The organism is Lentimicrobium saccharophilum (genome assembly GCF_001192835.1).
GTDB classification, from domain to species: domain Bacteria; phylum Bacteroidota; class Bacteroidia; order Bacteroidales; family Lentimicrobiaceae; genus Lentimicrobium; species Lentimicrobium saccharophilum.
In genome coordinates, this window is sequence record NZ_DF968182.1 from 1,336,370 (window position 1) to 1,353,127 (window position 16,758).

Sequence of the window (16,758 nt, forward strand, 5' to 3'; positions counted from 1 at the left end):
TGTACAAATTTTCCAAAAGCAATGATAATCAGAAAAGCATTTCCCCTTCTTGCCAGGCATCTTTCGAAAAAACAAATTACTGTGATCACTGGCCTCAGGAGGGTTGGTAAGTCTACCGCCCTGAATTATCTTCTTGATCAGGTTCCACATAAAAATAAACTTTACCTTGACTTTGAAAGAATCGAGAACAGGGCATTATTTAATGAAGATTCCTATAAAACGATTGAGCGTGGCCTGGAATTCCTCGGATTGGATCTGAGCAATTCCCCTGTTTTGGCACTTGATGAAATACAACTGGTGCCTAATAGTACCAGCGTAATCAAGAGCCTTTATGATTCTTTTGATATTAAGATTTTAGCTACCGGTTCGAGCTCATTTTATTTAAAAAATCATTTTTCTGAAAGTCTGGCAGGTCGCAAACAAATATTTGAATTGTGGCCGCTGGATTTTGAAGAATATTTACTTTTTAATGATGCAGATATTCGCAAATTGAAGGATGCATCTCTTATAGATTTTCATCATGTGTTTTATGAGTATTATAATCACCATTATGAGCATTATATTAAATATGGAGGATTTCCTGAGGTAGCATTGACACATGATCCCGAAGATAAAATCAACTACCTGAAGGACATTCTGAACTCCTATATTGAACTTGACATAAAGCTGCTATCAGATTTTTCAGCCAGTGATGGGTTGTATAAATTAATCAAACTTCTGGCAAACAGGGTTGGAAGTCGTGTTGATTATTCAAAGATAGCTGCAATCACCGGTCTGAACCGCCATAAGGTGAAAGAATATATCAACCTGCTGGAATACACCTACTTCATTCGATTGGTTAAACCTTTTACATCAGGTATTGATAAAGAAGTAAGCAAACAGGCAAAGATCTATTTTACCGACAACGGGTTATTAAATATAACGGGCACGTTGAGTAGCGGTGCTATATTTGAGAACGCAATATGTGGGCAACTTTCATTAAGAGGTGATTTGAATTTCTTTGAAAAATCATCAGGAACCGAAATAGACTTTATACTTGACCGGCAAACAGCCTTTGAGGTAAAAGAAACCTGTACGGCTTCAGACCTTAAAACTCTTGAAGCAAGAGCTGCAATGGTTGATTTGAAAAATTATAAACTTATAGGTCGTTATCCTCCACTATCTGGTTTCAGAAACTTTATCTGGGGAGGGAGTATTTATTAAATCGTGCAGGAATTTCAGATAAACGGATAACTTGCCCCCTTCACCGGTAGGATTATCTGATAATTACCCCATGAGCTTTAAAAAAATGCTGACTTGAAAGGGAGTGTAGCCCTGAATATAATAGCACCTCAACCCGGCTTCTCATGAATTCTGCCGGGGTCGGGCTTTGCCCTCTTAGTGATGGTATAGAAAGAATGTGCCAACGGGGATTTATTTGCCGGGTAATAAGTTATTCGGATATGGAGGGGAAGGTTGTGAGGATGAGGGGGAGTGTAGCCTTGATGAGGTAACTCCATAACCTACATCTGACGAAGGAGGAATCTCAACCCGGGAATCCCTCTATTCCATCAATTTTCTCGCTACGCTCAAAATGACGAACCGCTTTTTATTCAGCGGGAGCGGGTGGCGGCTGAACTGAAGCAGGCATCCTTTTTGCCGCCACCCGCGTCAGTCTTTTACCAACAGGCAAGCCGTCATTCCGACGAAGGAGGAATCTCAATCCGGGTATTGCTCTTTTCCATCAGATTTCTCGCTGCGCCCGATATGACGGGCCGCCTTTTATTAAACTGGAGCGGTTGGCGGCTGATCAGAAGCAGGTGTCCGTATTGCCGCCACCCGCGTCAGTCTTTTACCAACAGGCAAGCCGTCATTCCGACGAAGGAGGAATCTCAAGCCGGAAATTGCTCTTTTCCATCAGATTTCCCGCTAGGCTTGAAATGACGGATCGCCTTTTATTGAGCAGGTGGCGGCTGAAAAGAAACAGGTGACTGCTTTGCCACCACGCGCTCCCCATAACCACCTGCTGCACAAAGTCATTCCGACAAAGGAGGAATCACAAATCGACAGAGGGCGGGGGCTGAGGCAGATTCATACACATTTTAAAATTCGCGAATGCAGAATTCCCGATATTTTATACTTTTGCAAAAAATCAGGAATTTTTATGGACTTGAAAGAGATTATGGCCATTGGCGGCAAACCGGGACTCTACAAAATGGTCGCCCAGGCGAAAAACGGAATTATAGTTGAATCACTGATTGACCAGAAGCGGATTCAGGCGTTTGCCCACGAGAAAATCAGTTCTCTTGAAGAAATCAGCATTTTCACTGAAACTGAAGACAAGCCGCTCAGGGAAATCCTGAAAGATATTTATACGAAGTTAGAAGGTAAAGCAGCACCGGATTTCAGGAATGACAATGCAAAGCTAAAGACCTTCTTCGGAGAGATGGTTCCGGATTATGATAAAGAAAGGGTGTACGTTTCGCATATGCAGAAAGTAGTGTCATGGTACAACCTCCTGCAGCAGCATAACATGCTGGACTTCTCCGAACCTGAAACCACTTCGGAAAGCGGCGGCGAATCCACAGTTGATGAATAAAAGTCAGTCCGTAAAGTTTACGGACTTTTTTTTACTTTTATCCCATGACCCTGACCTATGAAAAAATACATACTTGATCTTAAAGTGCTCTCCAACAGGGCACTTAACCAGAATCACCACCTGCTCGAACTGGGGAGTAACGAACCTTTGCCGGTGATGTTTCCCGGTCAGTTTGCTGAAGTGCGGGTGGATGGTTCGCCCTCTACCTATTTGCGGCGGCCGTTTTCCATCCACCGGGTCGATCGCGGCGCCAATACTATGCATCTGCTTATAAAATCAGTCGGCGAAGGTACCCGGCATTTGTCGGCACTCAAAAAAGACGATATCCTGAACATTATGATGCCCCTGGGCAACGGTTTCACGCTTACGCGCAATTCGGAAGTACTGCTGGTGGGCGGAGGATGCGGTGTAGCTCCCTTATACTTCCTTGCAGAACAGCTTTTCAGACAGGGCAATAAGGTGAATATGCTTATCGGCGGCAAATCGGCGGGCGACGTACTGCTGGCCGACGATTACCGGGCGTTTGGCACTGTTTACGTCTCCACCGAAGACGGCACCCTGGGCGAAAAAGGTATGGTTACCGCTCACCCGGTTCTTGCTAAAAGGGTTCAGTCGTTCAGCAAAATTTATTGTTGCGGCCCCGACGGTATGATGCGGGCTGTAGCACATATCGCTGAAACAAACCATATCGACTGCGAGGTTTCCCTCGAAAACACCATGGCTTGCGGAATAGGCGCCTGCCTCTGCTGCGTGGTGGAAACACACAAGGGTAATCAGTGCGTCTGCACGGAAGGACCTGTATTTAATCCGAAAAAGCTTATAAACTGGACATCCGAAACCGAAACCGGATGCAGCCTCGATCAGTAATAAATATTCACCGGAATAATTTAAACATCAATCCATGCCTGACCTGAACGTTAAAATTCACAACCTAACGCTGAAAAATCCGGTACTGACTGCTTCCGGCACCTTTGGGTACGGCGAAGAGTTCGACGACTTCATCGATGTTAACACACTGGGAGGTATTATCGTTAAAGCCACCACCTCTAAACACAGGGAAGGAAATCCTTATCCCCGTATGGCTGAAACGCCAATGGGAATGCTTAATGCGGTAGGTCTGCAGAACAAAGGGGTGGACTATTTTGTGGAAAACATTTACCCTAAGCTGCTAAAATATAACAATTGCGTCATAGCCAATGTATCCGATTCAACCGTGGAAGGTTATGTTGAAGTAGCGGAGAAAATAAACCGCCTCGATCATATTCAGGCCATTGAACTGAACATCTCATGCCCCAATGTGAAAGAAGGGGGAATGGCATTCGGCACCAGCTGTCCTTCAGCAACTGCGGTAACCCGTGCCGTACGGGAAGTTTACGACAAAACCCTCATAGTAAAACTTTCTCCCAATGTAACCAGCATCACCGATATCGCTCTGGCAGTGGAAGAGGCGGGAGCCGATGCGATATCGCTTATCAATACCCTTCTGGGGATGGCCATTAACCCGGAAACAAGAAAACCGGTACTTTCCACCGTTACTGGCGGTTTATCAGGACCAGCCATAAAACCCGTCGCTTTACGAATGGTATGGCAGGTGGCTAAAGCCGTTAAGATCCCCGTGATCGGGATTGGGGGCATAGGTTCAGCCGCCGACGCCATAGAATTCCTTCTGGCCGGGGCTTCGGCGATACAGGTTGGCACTGCCAACTTTAACGACCCCCGGACTACGGTTAAAATTATAGCCGGCATCGAAGACTATCTCCGCCGGCATAGCATTGCAGAGGTTAAAGAACTGACCGGAGGACTGTTGCTTTAACTTCTTAAGTTCCGGCAGTACTTAACCAATCAGTCAGTAAGTGATTTAGCAAGAGGAGCTACCTCGGAGGCAACCTGCCGGTTATACTCAAAAGCCAGCGATTGATAGTTAACCGCATCGACGATGGTGCCGATAAAGCACAACCCGGCCGTCAGAAAATAGAGAATTCCCATCCCGACCTGATTCAGAATAAACCGGTGAATGCCGGCAACGCCGAGCAACCCTACCAGGCATGTCAACAAAACCATCTGTGGGTCTTTACGACGGGCACGGTATATGGCAGCAAACTGCTGTGCCTGTTTATCGCTGAAGTCCTTGATCAGCATCTGAATGTGATTCAGTTCCATCCCCTGCAGTTCGGGCAGGTGTAAAAGTACGTTTGCCATGATTTTAAAGTTTACTGTTAATAATAAAAAACTGGTTTTCTTAGTATTGTAAAAACTCTCCAGAGCAGAATTGCGACAGCGGCCAACCCCAGAGGATGTGCATGAAACGATTGAACGAACTCGCCCCTGAACAACCAGGCGATGGAATGTCCCAGACCGCAACCCGGGCAGAAGCCAAGCCCCGACAACCTCAGCGGGCAAAAGCTTGCATGCGCTTCAGCAGGCTGCATTGTCGCCATCAGCGTCAAACCGGTGATCCAGACAAGGGCTTCGAACCTTGACCTGAAGTACTGCCAACCGTGCCGGAGTTTCTCTTTCATCGCTTGCTGCTATGAATGACAAATATAGATAAGTCTGCGTCCTGTGTGCAATTTAAAATAGCTGAAATGTGAATCAGCGGATGTGGGCGGGGCAAAAAAGCGCTTGGACGGTAGAAACTGAATCCGGAACCGGAACCCCATAATGCAAACCTGCATTATAGGATCTGCGCTTTGTCAAGTCTTAAAAACAATGGATATAATGATTCAATTTCTGCCAAACAAAATAATTTCATCAGCTAAGCAGGTGTTATAATAAAATTTGTACCTTTGCCGGCCATTTCGGAGCACCGGTTAGTATTGACTTGAGTAAACTTAACGATTATTTAACATCTTGACAATCAATAGTTCACGAAGTTACACTATTTTTGCCCGCCCGATCATAAGTCTTTAATTCAGCTTTAACATAAGATGCCTTTAAACAACCTCAGAAACATTGGTATTGCCGCACACATTGATGCCGGCAAAACAACCACCACCGAACGACTGCTTTTTTTTACCGGCGTAAACAGGAAAGTCGGTGAAACCCACGACGGGCAATCAACCATGGACTTTATGAAACAAGAGCAGGAGCGCGGCATCACCATTGCCTCCGCAGCCATTTCCTGTTCATGGAACGGTACCCAGATCAATATCATCGATACACCCGGTCACGTTGACTTCACCGTTGAGGTGGAACGTTCCCTGCGTGTAATCGACGGCATGGTTGCCTTGTTCTGCGCGGTAGGCGGTGTGGAGCCCCAGAGTGAAACCGTATGGAACCAGGCAGAGCGTTATAAAGTCCCCAGAATCGCGTTTGTAAACAAGATAGACCGTACCGGGGCCGATTACCACGATGTCATCAAACAGATGAACGACAACCTCGATGCCCGTGCCGTTGCCTTTCAGATTCCGGTTGGACAGGAAGATGAATTCAAGGGAATCATCGACCTGATGAATTGCAAACTTTATACATTCAACGAAGCCGAGACCATTGTTTCTGAGATCCCCGAAGAGTTCAGGACTCAGGCGCGCGATTTCAAAGCCCAACTGGTTGAACGCCTGGCCGATTTTAATGAGGAAATTCTGGAATTGTTTCTGGAAGACAAAGAAGTTCCGGGTGAATTGCTGAAAAGGGCAGCCCGTGAAGCCACGCTCAAATTACTGATTACTCCTGTATTCTGTGGTGCTGCCTATAAAAACAAAGGAATCACCCAACTGCTGGATGCGATTGTAGATTATCTGCCGTCTCCGGTAGACAAAGGCGCCGTTGTAGGCATGGATGTTGACGATCATGAAAAAGCCCGTCACCGCAATCCTTCGCCCAAGGAGCCATTTGCTGCCCTTGCCTTTAAACTCATCCACGATCCTTATGTAGGTCAGCAGACTTTTGTCAGGGTTTATTCCGGTTCACTCCGGTCAGGCATGCAACTCATGAATTCCACCAAGGGCAAACCCGAGCGCATCGGACGTATCCTGAAAATCCGCGCCAAAGACCGCGAAGAGGTCAGTGAGGCAGGCCCGGGCGATATTGTCGCGCTGATCGGTCTGAAATACACCAAAACCGGCGATACGCTCTGCGATATGGAACAACAGCTTCATCTTGAATCCATCCATATTCCACCCAGTGTAATTGAGCTGAAAATCAACCCTGCTAGCAGGAAAGACCAGAGTAAACTGGGAGAAGCGCTCTCCAAACTGGTGAATGAAGATCCTTCGTTTCACGCCCGCTTTGATGAAGAAACAGAAGAAACCATTATCTCAGGGATGGGTGAGCTTCACCTCGAAATCATCGTTGACAGGCTGAAGCATGAATTCGGTCTTGACGTGGTGGTTGGCGAACCTGCCGTGGCTTTCCGCGAAACCATCAGCCAGGAAGTGGAAGTCGAATACCGCCACTCCAAACAAACCGGTGGTAAAGGTCAGTTTGCACAGACCCAGATCCGCATCGAGCCCAATGAAGGCAAAGGTTATGAATTTATCGACAAAATCAAGGGCGGTGCCATTCCCGGCGAATATATCCCGTCGGTTAACAAAGGCATCCTGAAAACCCTTGCCGACGGTGTACTTGCCGGCTTCCCGGTGGTGGATGTAAAAGTTGTACTGCTCGACGGACAATTCCACCCTGTTGACTCTTCCGACTTTGCCTTCCAGACCTGTGCTTCCATCTGCTTCAAGCAGGGATTTATGAAAGCAAACCCGCTGCTGCTTGAGCCTGTGATGAAGATAGAAATCAATACGCCCGACGAATACATCGGTGACATCACCGGAAACCTTACCAAGAGAAGGGGCAGAATTGAATCCATGCGCCGTCACCGCAAAGGATCACAGAAACTTAACGGTTTCGTTCCTCTGCAGGAGATGTTCGGTTATGCTACAACACTTCGCAACCTCTCGAGCGGCCGTGCAAACTATTCCATGGAATTTTACCAGTATATGCCGGTAAGCAAAGCCATTCAGGAAGAAGCGTTGAAAAAAATCGCCGAAAAGAAAAGACAGGAAGGAAAATAACCTTTTATCTTTACATATAAACTTCTGAATAATAATTTATTATCGCATCAGAAGACTTAACAAACAACCGGGGTGTCACAAAAAAAAATGGCACCCCGCTTTTATTCTCCTCTGCCCGACTCACTGAATGCGCAGACTTCTAAAGCATATTTTGCTTTACTTTGCAAAAAAAATACAATATGAATGTCCTGATTCTTGGTTCGGGCGGGCGGGAACACACCCTTGCATGGAAAATTGCACAAAGTCCTGAAGTTCAAAAGATTTTTGTCGCACCCGGTAACGCCGGAACCGGCCTGATGTGGACCAATGTCCCCATCGGCATCAACGACTTTGACGGGATCAGACGCTTTGTCCTTCAGGAAAGTATTCAGATGGTCATTGTTGGCCCTGAAGAACCCCTTGTTAACGGGATCTATGACTTTTTCATCAATGACAGTTCAATCAGCCATATTTCAGTAATAGGCCCTTCAAAACTGGGTGCACAACTCGAAGGCAGCAAGGATTTTGCCAAAGCTTTTATGCGGAGGCACAATATCCCGACCGCTGCCTACCGCTCTTTTACCAGAACGGAATTTGAAGCCGCACGCTTGTTTTTGCTGAAGATCAAGCCTCCTTATGTATTGAAGGCCGATGGACTTGCTGCCGGCAAAGGGGTGATCATCTGTAATACCATTGGCGAGGCTGAGAAAGAACTGGAGGAAATGCTGGTCAATGCCCGCTTCGGGAAGGCATCCGAAAAAGTAGTTATTGAGGAGTTTCTGCACGGAACCGAAGTTTCGGTATTTGTATTGACAGATGGAAAAAACTGGAAATTGCTGCCCGAGGCAAAAGATTATAAACGCATCGGCGACGGTGATACCGGGCCCAACACCGGCGGAATGGGATCTGTTTCCCCTGTTCCCTTTGCGGATGAATCCTTTATGAAAAAGGTGGTTGACAGAATCATCAACCCTACCGTAAATGGGCTCAAGTTAGAAAATATTGATTACAAGGGATTTATCTTCGCAGGCCTGATGAATGTGGGAGGTGATCCTTACGTAATTGAATACAATGTTCGGATGGGGGATCCCGAAACCGAATCGGTAATTCCCAGGATAAAATCTGACCTTGTTCCCCTGCTGAAATCACTTGGATGCGGCACCCTGAAGGATCAAATCATCGAAATCGATGGCAGTTCAGCAGCCACCATTATGCTTGTTTCGGCCGGTTATCCGGGCGATTATCCCAAAGGACTGGAGATTTATGAACTTGACAAGGTAGATGAAAGCATTATCTTCCATGCCGGCACGGCACTGAATGAAAATGGCGACCGTATCATCACTTCCGGCGGAAGGGTTCTGGCGATCACTTCACTTGCATCCACTACTGCCGAAGCACTTGAGAAATCATACCGCTCTGCTGCCATCGTGGATTATCTGGGCAAGACTTATCGCCGGGATATTGGCAAAGACATCCTGAAATAAAAATCTGATGTTAAGGAAATTTTCCAGATCGGGCATTTACTTGCAGATATTGTTTATTCTGGCAGTCTCCTTCTTTTACCTTTTTTCCCCCCATCCCGGATTTACAGGTCAGGTATTTCCTGAAAATGCCGCCCCGCTTGGCAGATGGCTCTCAGGAGTTTTGCCGGATAATGAGTTGGCAATCAGTATTACATCACTGATACTCATTTTGTTGAATGCGGCTGGGTTCAATATGATCCTTAACCGCCACGACCTGGCACCGCGCCAATCAATCTTCACAGCCCTGATCGCTTCTGTTTTATTCCTGTTTACCGGGCAGGCAGAAGCTATGATCACTCCGCTTACCGCCCTGCTCCTGTTGCTCTTTAGCCTGCACAGCACCATGAAGCTTTACGCGGAATCATACCCATACACCCTGGTTCTGAATGCTTCAATCTGCGTGGCACTGGCATCCATGATTTATCCTTTGGCAATATTATTTGCCTTTTTTATATGGATGGCATTCTTCACCTTACGGATCAGTTCATGGCGCGAGTGGATCATCTCATTGACAGGCCTGATAGTCCCTTATGTTTACCTGGCTTTCTGGTTTTTCTGGAACGATCGCCTGAACATTGGCTTAATTGAATACCAGGCTTACTTCAATGAATTTAACATAACCTGGAACAAACCAGGAATTCTTGAAACAGGGGTGCTTTTCCTGCTGGGGGCGATGCTCATCATTTCGCTGCCGGTGTTTCTGAGTGATGCAGGAGAAAAAATCATCAGCATCCGGAAAAAGATGTGGATCAGTGCCCAGTTTTTATGGGTTGCCCTGGCAGTGATGTTATTAAGCGGAAAAGCTGCCTTACTGTTTTTACCTTTTTGCTTCTTACCAATGGCCCTGATGTTTGGCTATCTGGTTATAAAAAGCCGCAGATCATGGCCTTACGACATACTCTTTGGCCTGTTTCTGGCAGTGGTAATATTGCTCAGACTTGGATTCTGATATGCTAAAAAGCCGATTTTCAGAAACTTATATAGTTGAAGCCGGATGCGATGAAGCAGGCAGGGGATGTCTGGCCGGTCCGGTATTCGCAGCAGCGGTGATTCTGCCTGAAAATTACAGGAATCGTGGACTAAATGACTCAAAAAAACTGTCGGCCGGGCAACGGGAAACCCTTCGGAAACAGATTGAAACGGATGCCCTTGCCTGGCACGTGGCCTCGGTATCTCCCGGAGAAATCGACAAGATCAATATCCTCAGGGCGTCATTCCTGGCAATGCATAAGGCCATTAAAGGCTTGTTAATTGCTCCTTCCCTCCTGCTGATCGACGGTAACAGGTTTGTACCTTACCCTGAAATTCCGCACCATTGCATCATTAAAGGTGACGGCATTTATATGTCCATCGCCGCAGCATCCATTCTGGCGAAAACCCACAGGGACGACTTTATGCTGGAATTACACAAAGCGTATCCTGAATACGGCTGGAACCGGAACAAAGGCTATCCCACTGAAGCGCACAGAAAAGCCATCGCCGCATCAGGACTAACGCCATGGCACAGAGTCAGTTTCAGGATGAAAGGGCAACTTAAACTCGCTTTTTAGCCTGAACCTTGCTGCAAGCGCTCAACAACCGCCCTGCAGGACACAGCTATTCCGAAAAAGTCAGGAGATCGCGAAAACAGATCTTCACGAAGAAATTGTACTGTGGATAAAATCCATTGGCCGCTTCCAGATTGATCTGTTTGTAGTAGACTGTTAATCCCGGTTCGATAGCATTGGCCTGACTGAATTCAAACCGGGCGCCGATGGTGCCGAAAACGCCGAATCCGATACCTCCCTGCCTGATTTCGTAAGCCTGTTGGGTACCTCCGGGCACGTAAGGCCTTGTTCCGTATACATTCACAAGATTATACACCTTTTCTTCGATGCGCAACGCCGATTCTTCAACAAGGGTGTTGTTCATATTAATGCCTCCGCCGAGGGTAAAGCGGGCTACCCTTGAATTCCCGAATGCATGCGTAAATCCCAGGTCCACAAGATTGCGCTCTTCGGTACCATAGATACTGTAGAGCCGGATATCCGGCTCGGCCAGATAATCAACAGGAGGATCAACCTCAACGGAGATCATATCGCGCGCCCTCAGCTTGGCATAGGAGAACTGAAGGTAAATTCCAGTATGGCAATTGAGGTCATATTTCGCGAAAAGGCCAAAACTAAACGCCGGATTATACCGCATTTTCTCAGGATACTCGCGGATAAAAACCGTGTCGTTTGCATTCAGCATATAATAGATCTCATCATACCAGTACTTATTCCTGAAAACATAATTTGCATTGTTTTCATTTCCCGGTTTCCCTGAATAGAAATCCGCGGTTCCGTTTCCGGGAATGTAAAATCCGGCTATGCCGCCATATTCCAGCCCGCTGCGCGATTTACATGTTTCTTCATCGGCATAGTAATGATCCTGGGCTGCTGACAACAATGGAAAAATCATTGACAAACAGAGAGATAAAAATTTAAGCTTAATTATTCCGAAAAATTGATGATACATACTTCAGGGATTACAGTTCAAACCTACACAATATTTTGCAGAATCCGGCAAATAGCGGTAAAAACATTGCTTAAAAAAGACCAGCAAACTGTTATCAACAACCCATTGTTGATTAGTTCCGCCGAATATCCCTTAAAAACCAGCGAAAGCAAGCTAAATTTGAATACTCATAGCAAAATGATATGAAAAAAATCTGGATCATTCTGCTTTCGGTTGTGCTTTTGGCCGGACTGATTGCTGCCGGTATAGGTCTCCGCTCATATTACCTTTTTCTTAAACAGCCGGTTGCTCCGATATTCAATGCCGTTCCTGAAAATGCAGTGGTTTTTGTAAAATCGGGATCCATTGCAGACTTCATCGAAAAAACAAGGTCTTCGGGATTGATTGAGATCCTTGAAAATATGGAGACCCATAAAGGTTTCCATAACTTGTCTGCGTGGGTAGATTCGGCCAGTCAGCAAGACGATTACCTGCGAAAGCTGATCGAAGAAAATGAATTCCTGATCAGTTTCTCACCCGATTCGTCGGGCAGGCCGTCATTCCTCGTTGCGATAAAAATTGGTAAAATCAGGAGCGGAACACTGAAGCATCATTTGACCAATATTGCAGAAAAGTCAGGATATATCATATCTTCGGTGAATCACCGGCCTGCCGGACTTTACCGCATCTGGGGAGATTCAGGCGAAACCTGGTATTTCAGCTATCGCGGTCTTTTCGTGATCAGTCCTGACAGAACCCTGCTTGAACAATCCATGGAAGCCATCCATAACCTCGCTCCGGCTTCAAAGAATCCGGCTTTGGCAAAACTGTCCGGAACTGCCGGAAAAAGAGTTGACGGGGTATTGTTTTTCCGCAATGACCTGTTGTTCAGCCATCTTACAGGATTGGATAAGAATCCTTTCCTGATCCAAGACTCCCCTTTTAATGGATGGAGCGCACTTGACCTATCAATCCGAAAGGAAAAAGTGCAACTGAGCGGATTCACCTGGAACGGTGATGAAGCCTCTGTCCTGAGCAGGCAAATCCCTGCCGGACCCGTTGACTTCAGCAATTTTCCGTCATCAGCGGTTGCCGGGTTCACATTGCTGATGAGCGATCCCGCCGCCTATACAAAACAGTTTATCTCCGGCGACACCCTGCATGTAACCGGTTACGATACAATCAATGCTATTCCCGTCAGGGAGGTTTTCAGGCTGAATGAGCACTTATGGTCCTGGATGGGTAACAGCATCAGCTATGTCAGCAGAACACCCAACCTGCGAAACAATCATTCATCAGCCATGCTGCTGATCAGCAGCCGGAACCGCGACAGCGCGGAAATGGCTCTCCGGCCTTTCCTGCAGGCTAAGGGAGGAAAGACTGAAAAACTGATGGCTTATGGATTGCCCTCGAAGTTATGGGGTCCCTGGTTCGACCTGAAAGACCCGTTGTATTGTTATATAGGTCAGGATGTGGTCGCATTATCCCACTCCCGCGATTTCCTGAACACCTATGCCAGTGAACAGGAAACTTTAGCCGGAGAAGTTAAAAAATCCAATTTTGTCCCCCTCGCGAATGAATTGAGCGATAAAGCCAATGTTTTACTCTACCTGAAACCAGATCTGCTTGCCGGATCAATCAGAAATCAGCATAAAAAAGGCGATGATAATCCTGCAGCCCTCTGGACATCATATTTATCCGGCTGTGACAAACTGGTAATGAATTTCAACGCCGGGTCTCCCATACTTTATGCCCAGGGCAGCATTCATTTTAAAGAAAACATAACCCGTTCCAGCCACATTGCAGGAATTGCATCTGCCAAAAAAACTGAATCCGTTCCGGAGGAACCTGAGGAAATAAAATCCGGAAATCAGGAACAAGCGGAAATCCCTGCTGTAACTAAAAAGCCCGGCAAAGTAGCTGATTTCATTGCGGCACCGGTTATCATCGCCGGAGAAAAGCCGGGAGAGAAACTGATTGCCATGTTCACTGCAAAAAATACGCTTGAAGTATATGATGCTGAGGGCGATTACAAATGGTCATTCCAATGCAGGGGAAATGTCAGCGGGGATATTTATCAGGCGGATTACCGGAAAAACGGACAGACTCATTTTCTGGTTTTTACGGATAGCCACCTGCACATTTTAGACAGGAAAGGAAAAGAGGTCAAGGGATCTCCGGTAGCCTTGCCCGGCAAGGCATCAGGTGCCGTTGCCCTGTTCGATTATGACAGGAAGCGTGATTACAGGGTTCTTTACGGGGGTCATGACAACCTTATTCACAACATCACCCCGAAGGGAGAACCCTTGCCCGATTGGCAAAAACCACGGTTTGGCAACCTTGCAGGGATACCGGAATTTTTCAGGACCGGCGGCAGGGATTATCTGGTCTTTGGCAACGGAGAAGGGCGGCTGCTGATCACCGATCGCAGAGGAAAGAAAAGAATCAGCCTTCCGGAAAATTTCAGGAAATCGCACAGGGCAGAACTCTTTGAAAACAAAACCAACAGCAAAGGGCTCTTTCTCACATCATCCGAGGATGGCCGGCTTGCCTACATCACTGAAAAAGGGATTATCTCATACAGCAGTTTCGGTGATTTCGGAAAACATCCATGGTTTGAGTACACCGACTTCGATGGCGACGGTTCTCATGATTTCATATTTGCAGGCAACGGACGGATAAGCATTTTCTCCAGGATGAAAAATACCATTGCCATGAAAGAAGCCAGAGGCGGTCAGCTGGGAAAACCATTTGTATATGAATCTGTTGCACGTGAACGATGGCTTGCTGTTCGGGATGAAAAAACCGACCGGGTAATCGTGTTGCGTAGCCAGGGATCCGCAAAAGGATATGAAAAACTCAGCAGTGAAACTGATCCGGTTATTTTTAACCCGGGAGGCAGACGGAAGGAAGTACTTGTTACCACCAGAAAAGGAAAACTGATCCTGACCCCCATACAATAAAAAACGCCGCTTACGCGGCGCTTTTTAACCAATTTATTAACCAAATTTTTATTAACCACAACACCGCTGTTTCTCTGATCAGGGGTTTGTATTTGTCGGGACATGCCAGGATCCGGACAAAACCAATCTCAAAAAGCCAGTTGTTGATTATTTATCCTGAAAAGGCAAAAAAGTAATTCCCTTTTTTGAATTTTTTTCATTTTTTTTTCAACGCTGTCAGGGCCGGAATTAATATAGGAATACAACTACTTATATAACAGTGCTTTACATTCTCCATTCAAAGATAAACCAAAGGACCTGAAACGCTGATAACATCATTTGGAAAATTTCAGCACAGTCCCGGCTTCCGGTTCATGGCCAGCCTGCATTCCATTCAGCTTATAGAGCGACTGCAGTCTGATGCCATAGAACTGAGAAATATCGCGCATGTTTTCGCCTTCGGCCATAATATGTTTCTGGCCGGATACTTTGCGTTTTTTGGGAGTAATGTAAATAGCCTGCCCATCCTGAATGATTTCGTGTTTCCCAAGCTCGTTGTACCTGAGCAACTGAAAACTATGGATGCCGAAGTCCTTTGCAATGGTATGCACGTCATCGCCGGCACGGGCAAAGGTAAGTTTTACCCCGTTGTTGAGGTAAACAGCCCGGTTGCCTTCGGCAATTTCGTCAAATTTCACTTTTGAAGGATTAAGTTGAATGCCCGGAGAATGAGCGGGTAAAAAAGGCTGGTTTTCTTTTTTCTCCTTTTTATCTTTATCAGCCCTATAAGGACCTGCCGGGGAACTGTCGTACAAATAAAGTTCATTCTCTTCAATAATCCGGATAAGGATCTCGGCATAGCGCGGGTTGGTGGCATATCCGGCACTTTTGAGGCCATGCGCCCACCCTTTGTAATCCCTGATATCCAGACTGAACAGCCCGGCATAGCGGGGCCTTGAAGTCAGAAAAAGCGAATGGTCGTTAAATGATTCTTCAGCCGAAGCGTATTTGCGGAAACATTCATCTTTGGCATCATCATCCATGGTGTAGGTCATTCCGGTCCATTCCTTGTGGCATTTTATTCCGAAGTGGTTGTTTGCATTAACCGCCAGTTCTGAGTTGCCAATACCCGATTCCAGCAGGCCCTGGGCGAGTGTGATGCTGGCCGGGATCTTATATTCGTGCATCTTTTTAATAGCAATATCGCGGTATTTCTCAATATAACCCGTGTAAGCCTGATTCCGGGCAGCCGGTTGTGATATCAATGATAAAGGAAACTGCCATAAAAGAAAAATTATTACTGCAACAACGCTGATCCTCATGACCCGAAAATTTCAGGCAAATATAAGCAACCTGCAAAAGCGAAAGGCACAAAACGGGAAAAGTGCAGGAACAATAATCCGGCAGCCGGAATCCCATGATGTCCTTTACATATCAACATTCCGGTTAAAAGTATTTGATTTTTGGCAATGCGCCCGATTTGAAAGAATATCTTACCTCCCAATCGTCAAAATGTTTAATTTAGTGCAATGAAAATACACACTTCCCTACAAGTGAAATTGCGATGCAGGAACCTACCATACTGATCGTTGAAGATCATGTGAAAATGGCTGATTCGATCAGCAGCGGCCTTGAAGAAAACGGATTTAAAACCGAGGTAGCTTATGACGGCTTTATCGGCAAACGACTGACTGATGCAAAAGAATACGACCTTATCATTCTTGATGTGAATCTTCCCCAGATTAACGGTTACGAGCTTTGTGCAATGATCAGGGCTAAAAACCCGTCGGTCCCTGTGATCATGCTCACTGCGCTGGGCAGTACCGAAGATAAGCTGCTTGGATTTGACAAAGGGGCAGATGATTATATTGTTAAACCATTCGAATTCAGGGAATTGCTTGCAAGAATCAAGGCTCTTTTAAAGCGATCGCTTGCAGAGTCGAGAAGCGAACAGTTGCTCAGGGTTGCTGATCTGGTCATTGACCTGGACAGCAAATCTGTCCGCCGCGGCGACACACCAATCGACCTTACTGCCAAAGAATTTGCGCTGCTCGAATACCTTGTGCGCAACAAGGGCAGGGTTGTTTCGAAAGCCGATATCGCCGAGAAAATATGGAACATCAATTTTGATACAGGCACCAATGTTATTGAGGTCTATGTAAATTTCCTGCGAAAAAAAATAGACAAGAACTTTCCCGTAAAGCTGATCCATACCCATATTGGCATGGGCTACATTTTAAAGGAGATGTAAA

The 16,758-nt window shown here is 46.2% G+C and carries 14 protein-coding genes; 10 read left to right on the top strand and 4 right to left on the bottom strand.

Annotated elements, in window-relative coordinates; genetic code table 11:
* Positions 1–21 precede the first annotated feature (21 nt).
* The 4 genes from TBC1_RS04895 (at position 22) to TBC1_RS04910 (ending at position 4,391) form a co-directional block, all read left to right on the top strand.
* Positions 22–1,203, top strand: coding sequence for an ATP-binding protein (locus TBC1_RS04895; RefSeq protein ID WP_062039306.1), 1,182 nt, complete (start codon positions 22–24; stop codon positions 1,201–1,203).
* Between the two features lie 940 nt (positions 1,204–2,143).
* Positions 2,144–2,578 carry a DUF5606 family protein gene (locus tag TBC1_RS04900; RefSeq protein WP_062042789.1) on the top strand — a complete coding sequence of 145 codons (435 nt, stop codon included), beginning with the start codon at positions 2,144–2,146 and terminating at the stop codon, positions 2,576–2,578.
* A gap of 57 nt (positions 2,579–2,635) precedes the next feature.
* Complete coding sequence (locus TBC1_RS04905) at positions 2,636–3,445, top strand: dihydroorotate dehydrogenase electron transfer subunit (protein ID WP_062039309.1); 810 nt, start codon at positions 2,636–2,638, stop codon at positions 3,443–3,445.
* A gap of 34 nt (positions 3,446–3,479) precedes the next feature.
* Positions 3,480–4,391, top strand: coding sequence for a dihydroorotate dehydrogenase (locus tag TBC1_RS04910; RefSeq protein ID WP_062039312.1), 912 nt, complete (start codon positions 3,480–3,482; stop codon positions 4,389–4,391).
* A 29-nt stretch (positions 4,392–4,420) separates the two neighbouring features.
* On the opposite strand, the gene TBC1_RS04915 is transcribed toward TBC1_RS04910, so the two are convergent.
* Together TBC1_RS04915 and TBC1_RS04920 are read right to left on the bottom strand one after the other, a co-directional pair.
* A complete protein-coding gene (locus tag TBC1_RS04915) occupies positions 4,421–4,777 on the bottom strand; it encodes a TM2 domain-containing protein (RefSeq protein WP_062039314.1) in 357 nt (118 codons plus the stop codon).
* Positions 4,778–4,794: 17 nt separating this feature from the next.
* Positions 4,795–5,097: a DUF2752 domain-containing protein gene (locus tag TBC1_RS04920; RefSeq protein ID WP_062039317.1), complete on the bottom strand. Its 303-nt coding sequence runs from the start codon at positions 5,095–5,097 to the stop codon at positions 4,795–4,797.
* A gap of 408 nt (positions 5,098–5,505) precedes the next feature.
* Between TBC1_RS04920 and fusA the strand changes: the two genes are divergently transcribed.
* From fusA to TBC1_RS04940, 4 genes are all read left to right on the top strand, one after another.
* Positions 5,506–7,584 carry an elongation factor G gene (gene fusA / locus TBC1_RS04925; RefSeq protein ID WP_062039320.1) on the top strand — a complete coding sequence of 693 codons (2,079 nt, stop codon included), beginning with the start codon at positions 5,506–5,508 and terminating at the stop codon, positions 7,582–7,584.
* Between the two features lie 179 nt (positions 7,585–7,763).
* Positions 7,764–9,047 carry a phosphoribosylamine--glycine ligase gene (gene purD / locus TBC1_RS04930; RefSeq protein ID WP_062039323.1) on the top strand — a complete coding sequence of 428 codons (1,284 nt, stop codon included), beginning with the start codon at positions 7,764–7,766 and terminating at the stop codon, positions 9,045–9,047.
* A gap of 7 nt (positions 9,048–9,054) precedes the next feature.
* Positions 9,055–10,035: a hypothetical protein gene (locus TBC1_RS04935; RefSeq protein ID WP_062039326.1), complete on the top strand. Its 981-nt coding sequence runs from the start codon at positions 9,055–9,057 to the stop codon at positions 10,033–10,035.
* Position 10,036: 1 nt separating this feature from the next.
* Entirely contained in the window at positions 10,037–10,636 is a 600-nt protein-coding gene (locus tag TBC1_RS04940) for a ribonuclease HII (RefSeq protein ID WP_062039329.1), read from the top strand.
* Positions 10,637–10,682: 46 nt separating this feature from the next.
* On the opposite strand, the gene TBC1_RS04945 is transcribed toward TBC1_RS04940, so the two are convergent.
* Positions 10,683–11,534: a hypothetical protein gene (locus TBC1_RS04945; RefSeq protein ID WP_236695640.1), complete on the bottom strand. Its 852-nt coding sequence runs from the start codon at positions 11,532–11,534 to the stop codon at positions 10,683–10,685.
* A 233-nt stretch (positions 11,535–11,767) separates the two neighbouring features.
* Here TBC1_RS04945 and TBC1_RS04955 point away from each other — a divergent pair, with 233 nt between their 5' ends.
* Positions 11,768–14,527, top strand: a complete 2,760-nt coding sequence (locus tag TBC1_RS04955; RefSeq protein WP_062039339.1) for a hypothetical protein — start codon at positions 11,768–11,770, stop codon at positions 14,525–14,527.
* A gap of 314 nt (positions 14,528–14,841) precedes the next feature.
* Here the strand turns inward: TBC1_RS04955 and TBC1_RS04960 are convergent, their stop codons facing one another.
* Entirely contained in the window at positions 14,842–15,828 is a 987-nt protein-coding gene (locus TBC1_RS04960) for a glycoside hydrolase family 73 protein (protein ID WP_062039342.1), read from the bottom strand.
* Between the two features lie 242 nt (positions 15,829–16,070).
* On the opposite strand from TBC1_RS04960, the gene TBC1_RS04970 reads away from it, so the two are divergent.
* Entirely contained in the window at positions 16,071–16,757 is a 687-nt protein-coding gene (locus TBC1_RS04970) for a response regulator transcription factor (protein WP_062039347.1), read from the top strand.
* Position 16,758: the final 1 nt, after the last annotated feature.

Coding starts and splice junctions, on each gene's coding strand:
- TBC1_RS04895 (WP_062039306.1), top strand. CDS start 22: ATGATAATCAGAAAAGCATTTCCCCTTCTTGCCAGGCATCTTTCGAAA.
- TBC1_RS04900 (WP_062042789.1), top strand. CDS start 2,144: ATGGACTTGAAAGAGATTATGGCCATTGGCGGCAAACCGGGACTCTAC.
- TBC1_RS04905 (WP_062039309.1), top strand. CDS start 2,636: ATGAAAAAATACATACTTGATCTTAAAGTGCTCTCCAACAGGGCACTT.
- TBC1_RS04910 (WP_062039312.1), top strand. CDS start 3,480: ATGCCTGACCTGAACGTTAAAATTCACAACCTAACGCTGAAAAATCCG.
- TBC1_RS04915 (WP_062039314.1), bottom strand. CDS start 4,777: ATGGCAAACGTACTTTTACACCTGCCCGAACTGCAGGGGATGGAACTG.
- TBC1_RS04920 (WP_062039317.1), bottom strand. CDS start 5,097: ATGAAAGAGAAACTCCGGCACGGTTGGCAGTACTTCAGGTCAAGGTTC.
- fusA (WP_062039320.1), top strand. CDS start 5,506: ATGCCTTTAAACAACCTCAGAAACATTGGTATTGCCGCACACATTGAT.
- purD (WP_062039323.1), top strand. CDS start 7,764: ATGAATGTCCTGATTCTTGGTTCGGGCGGGCGGGAACACACCCTTGCA.
- TBC1_RS04935 (WP_062039326.1), top strand. CDS start 9,055: ATGTTAAGGAAATTTTCCAGATCGGGCATTTACTTGCAGATATTGTTT.
- TBC1_RS04940 (WP_062039329.1), top strand. CDS start 10,037: ATGCTAAAAAGCCGATTTTCAGAAACTTATATAGTTGAAGCCGGATGC.
- TBC1_RS04955 (WP_062039339.1), top strand. CDS start 11,768: ATGAAAAAAATCTGGATCATTCTGCTTTCGGTTGTGCTTTTGGCCGGA.
- TBC1_RS04960 (WP_062039342.1), bottom strand. CDS start 15,828: ATGAGGATCAGCGTTGTTGCAGTAATAATTTTTCTTTTATGGCAGTTT.
- TBC1_RS04970 (WP_062039347.1), top strand. CDS start 16,071: ATGCAGGAACCTACCATACTGATCGTTGAAGATCATGTGAAAATGGCT.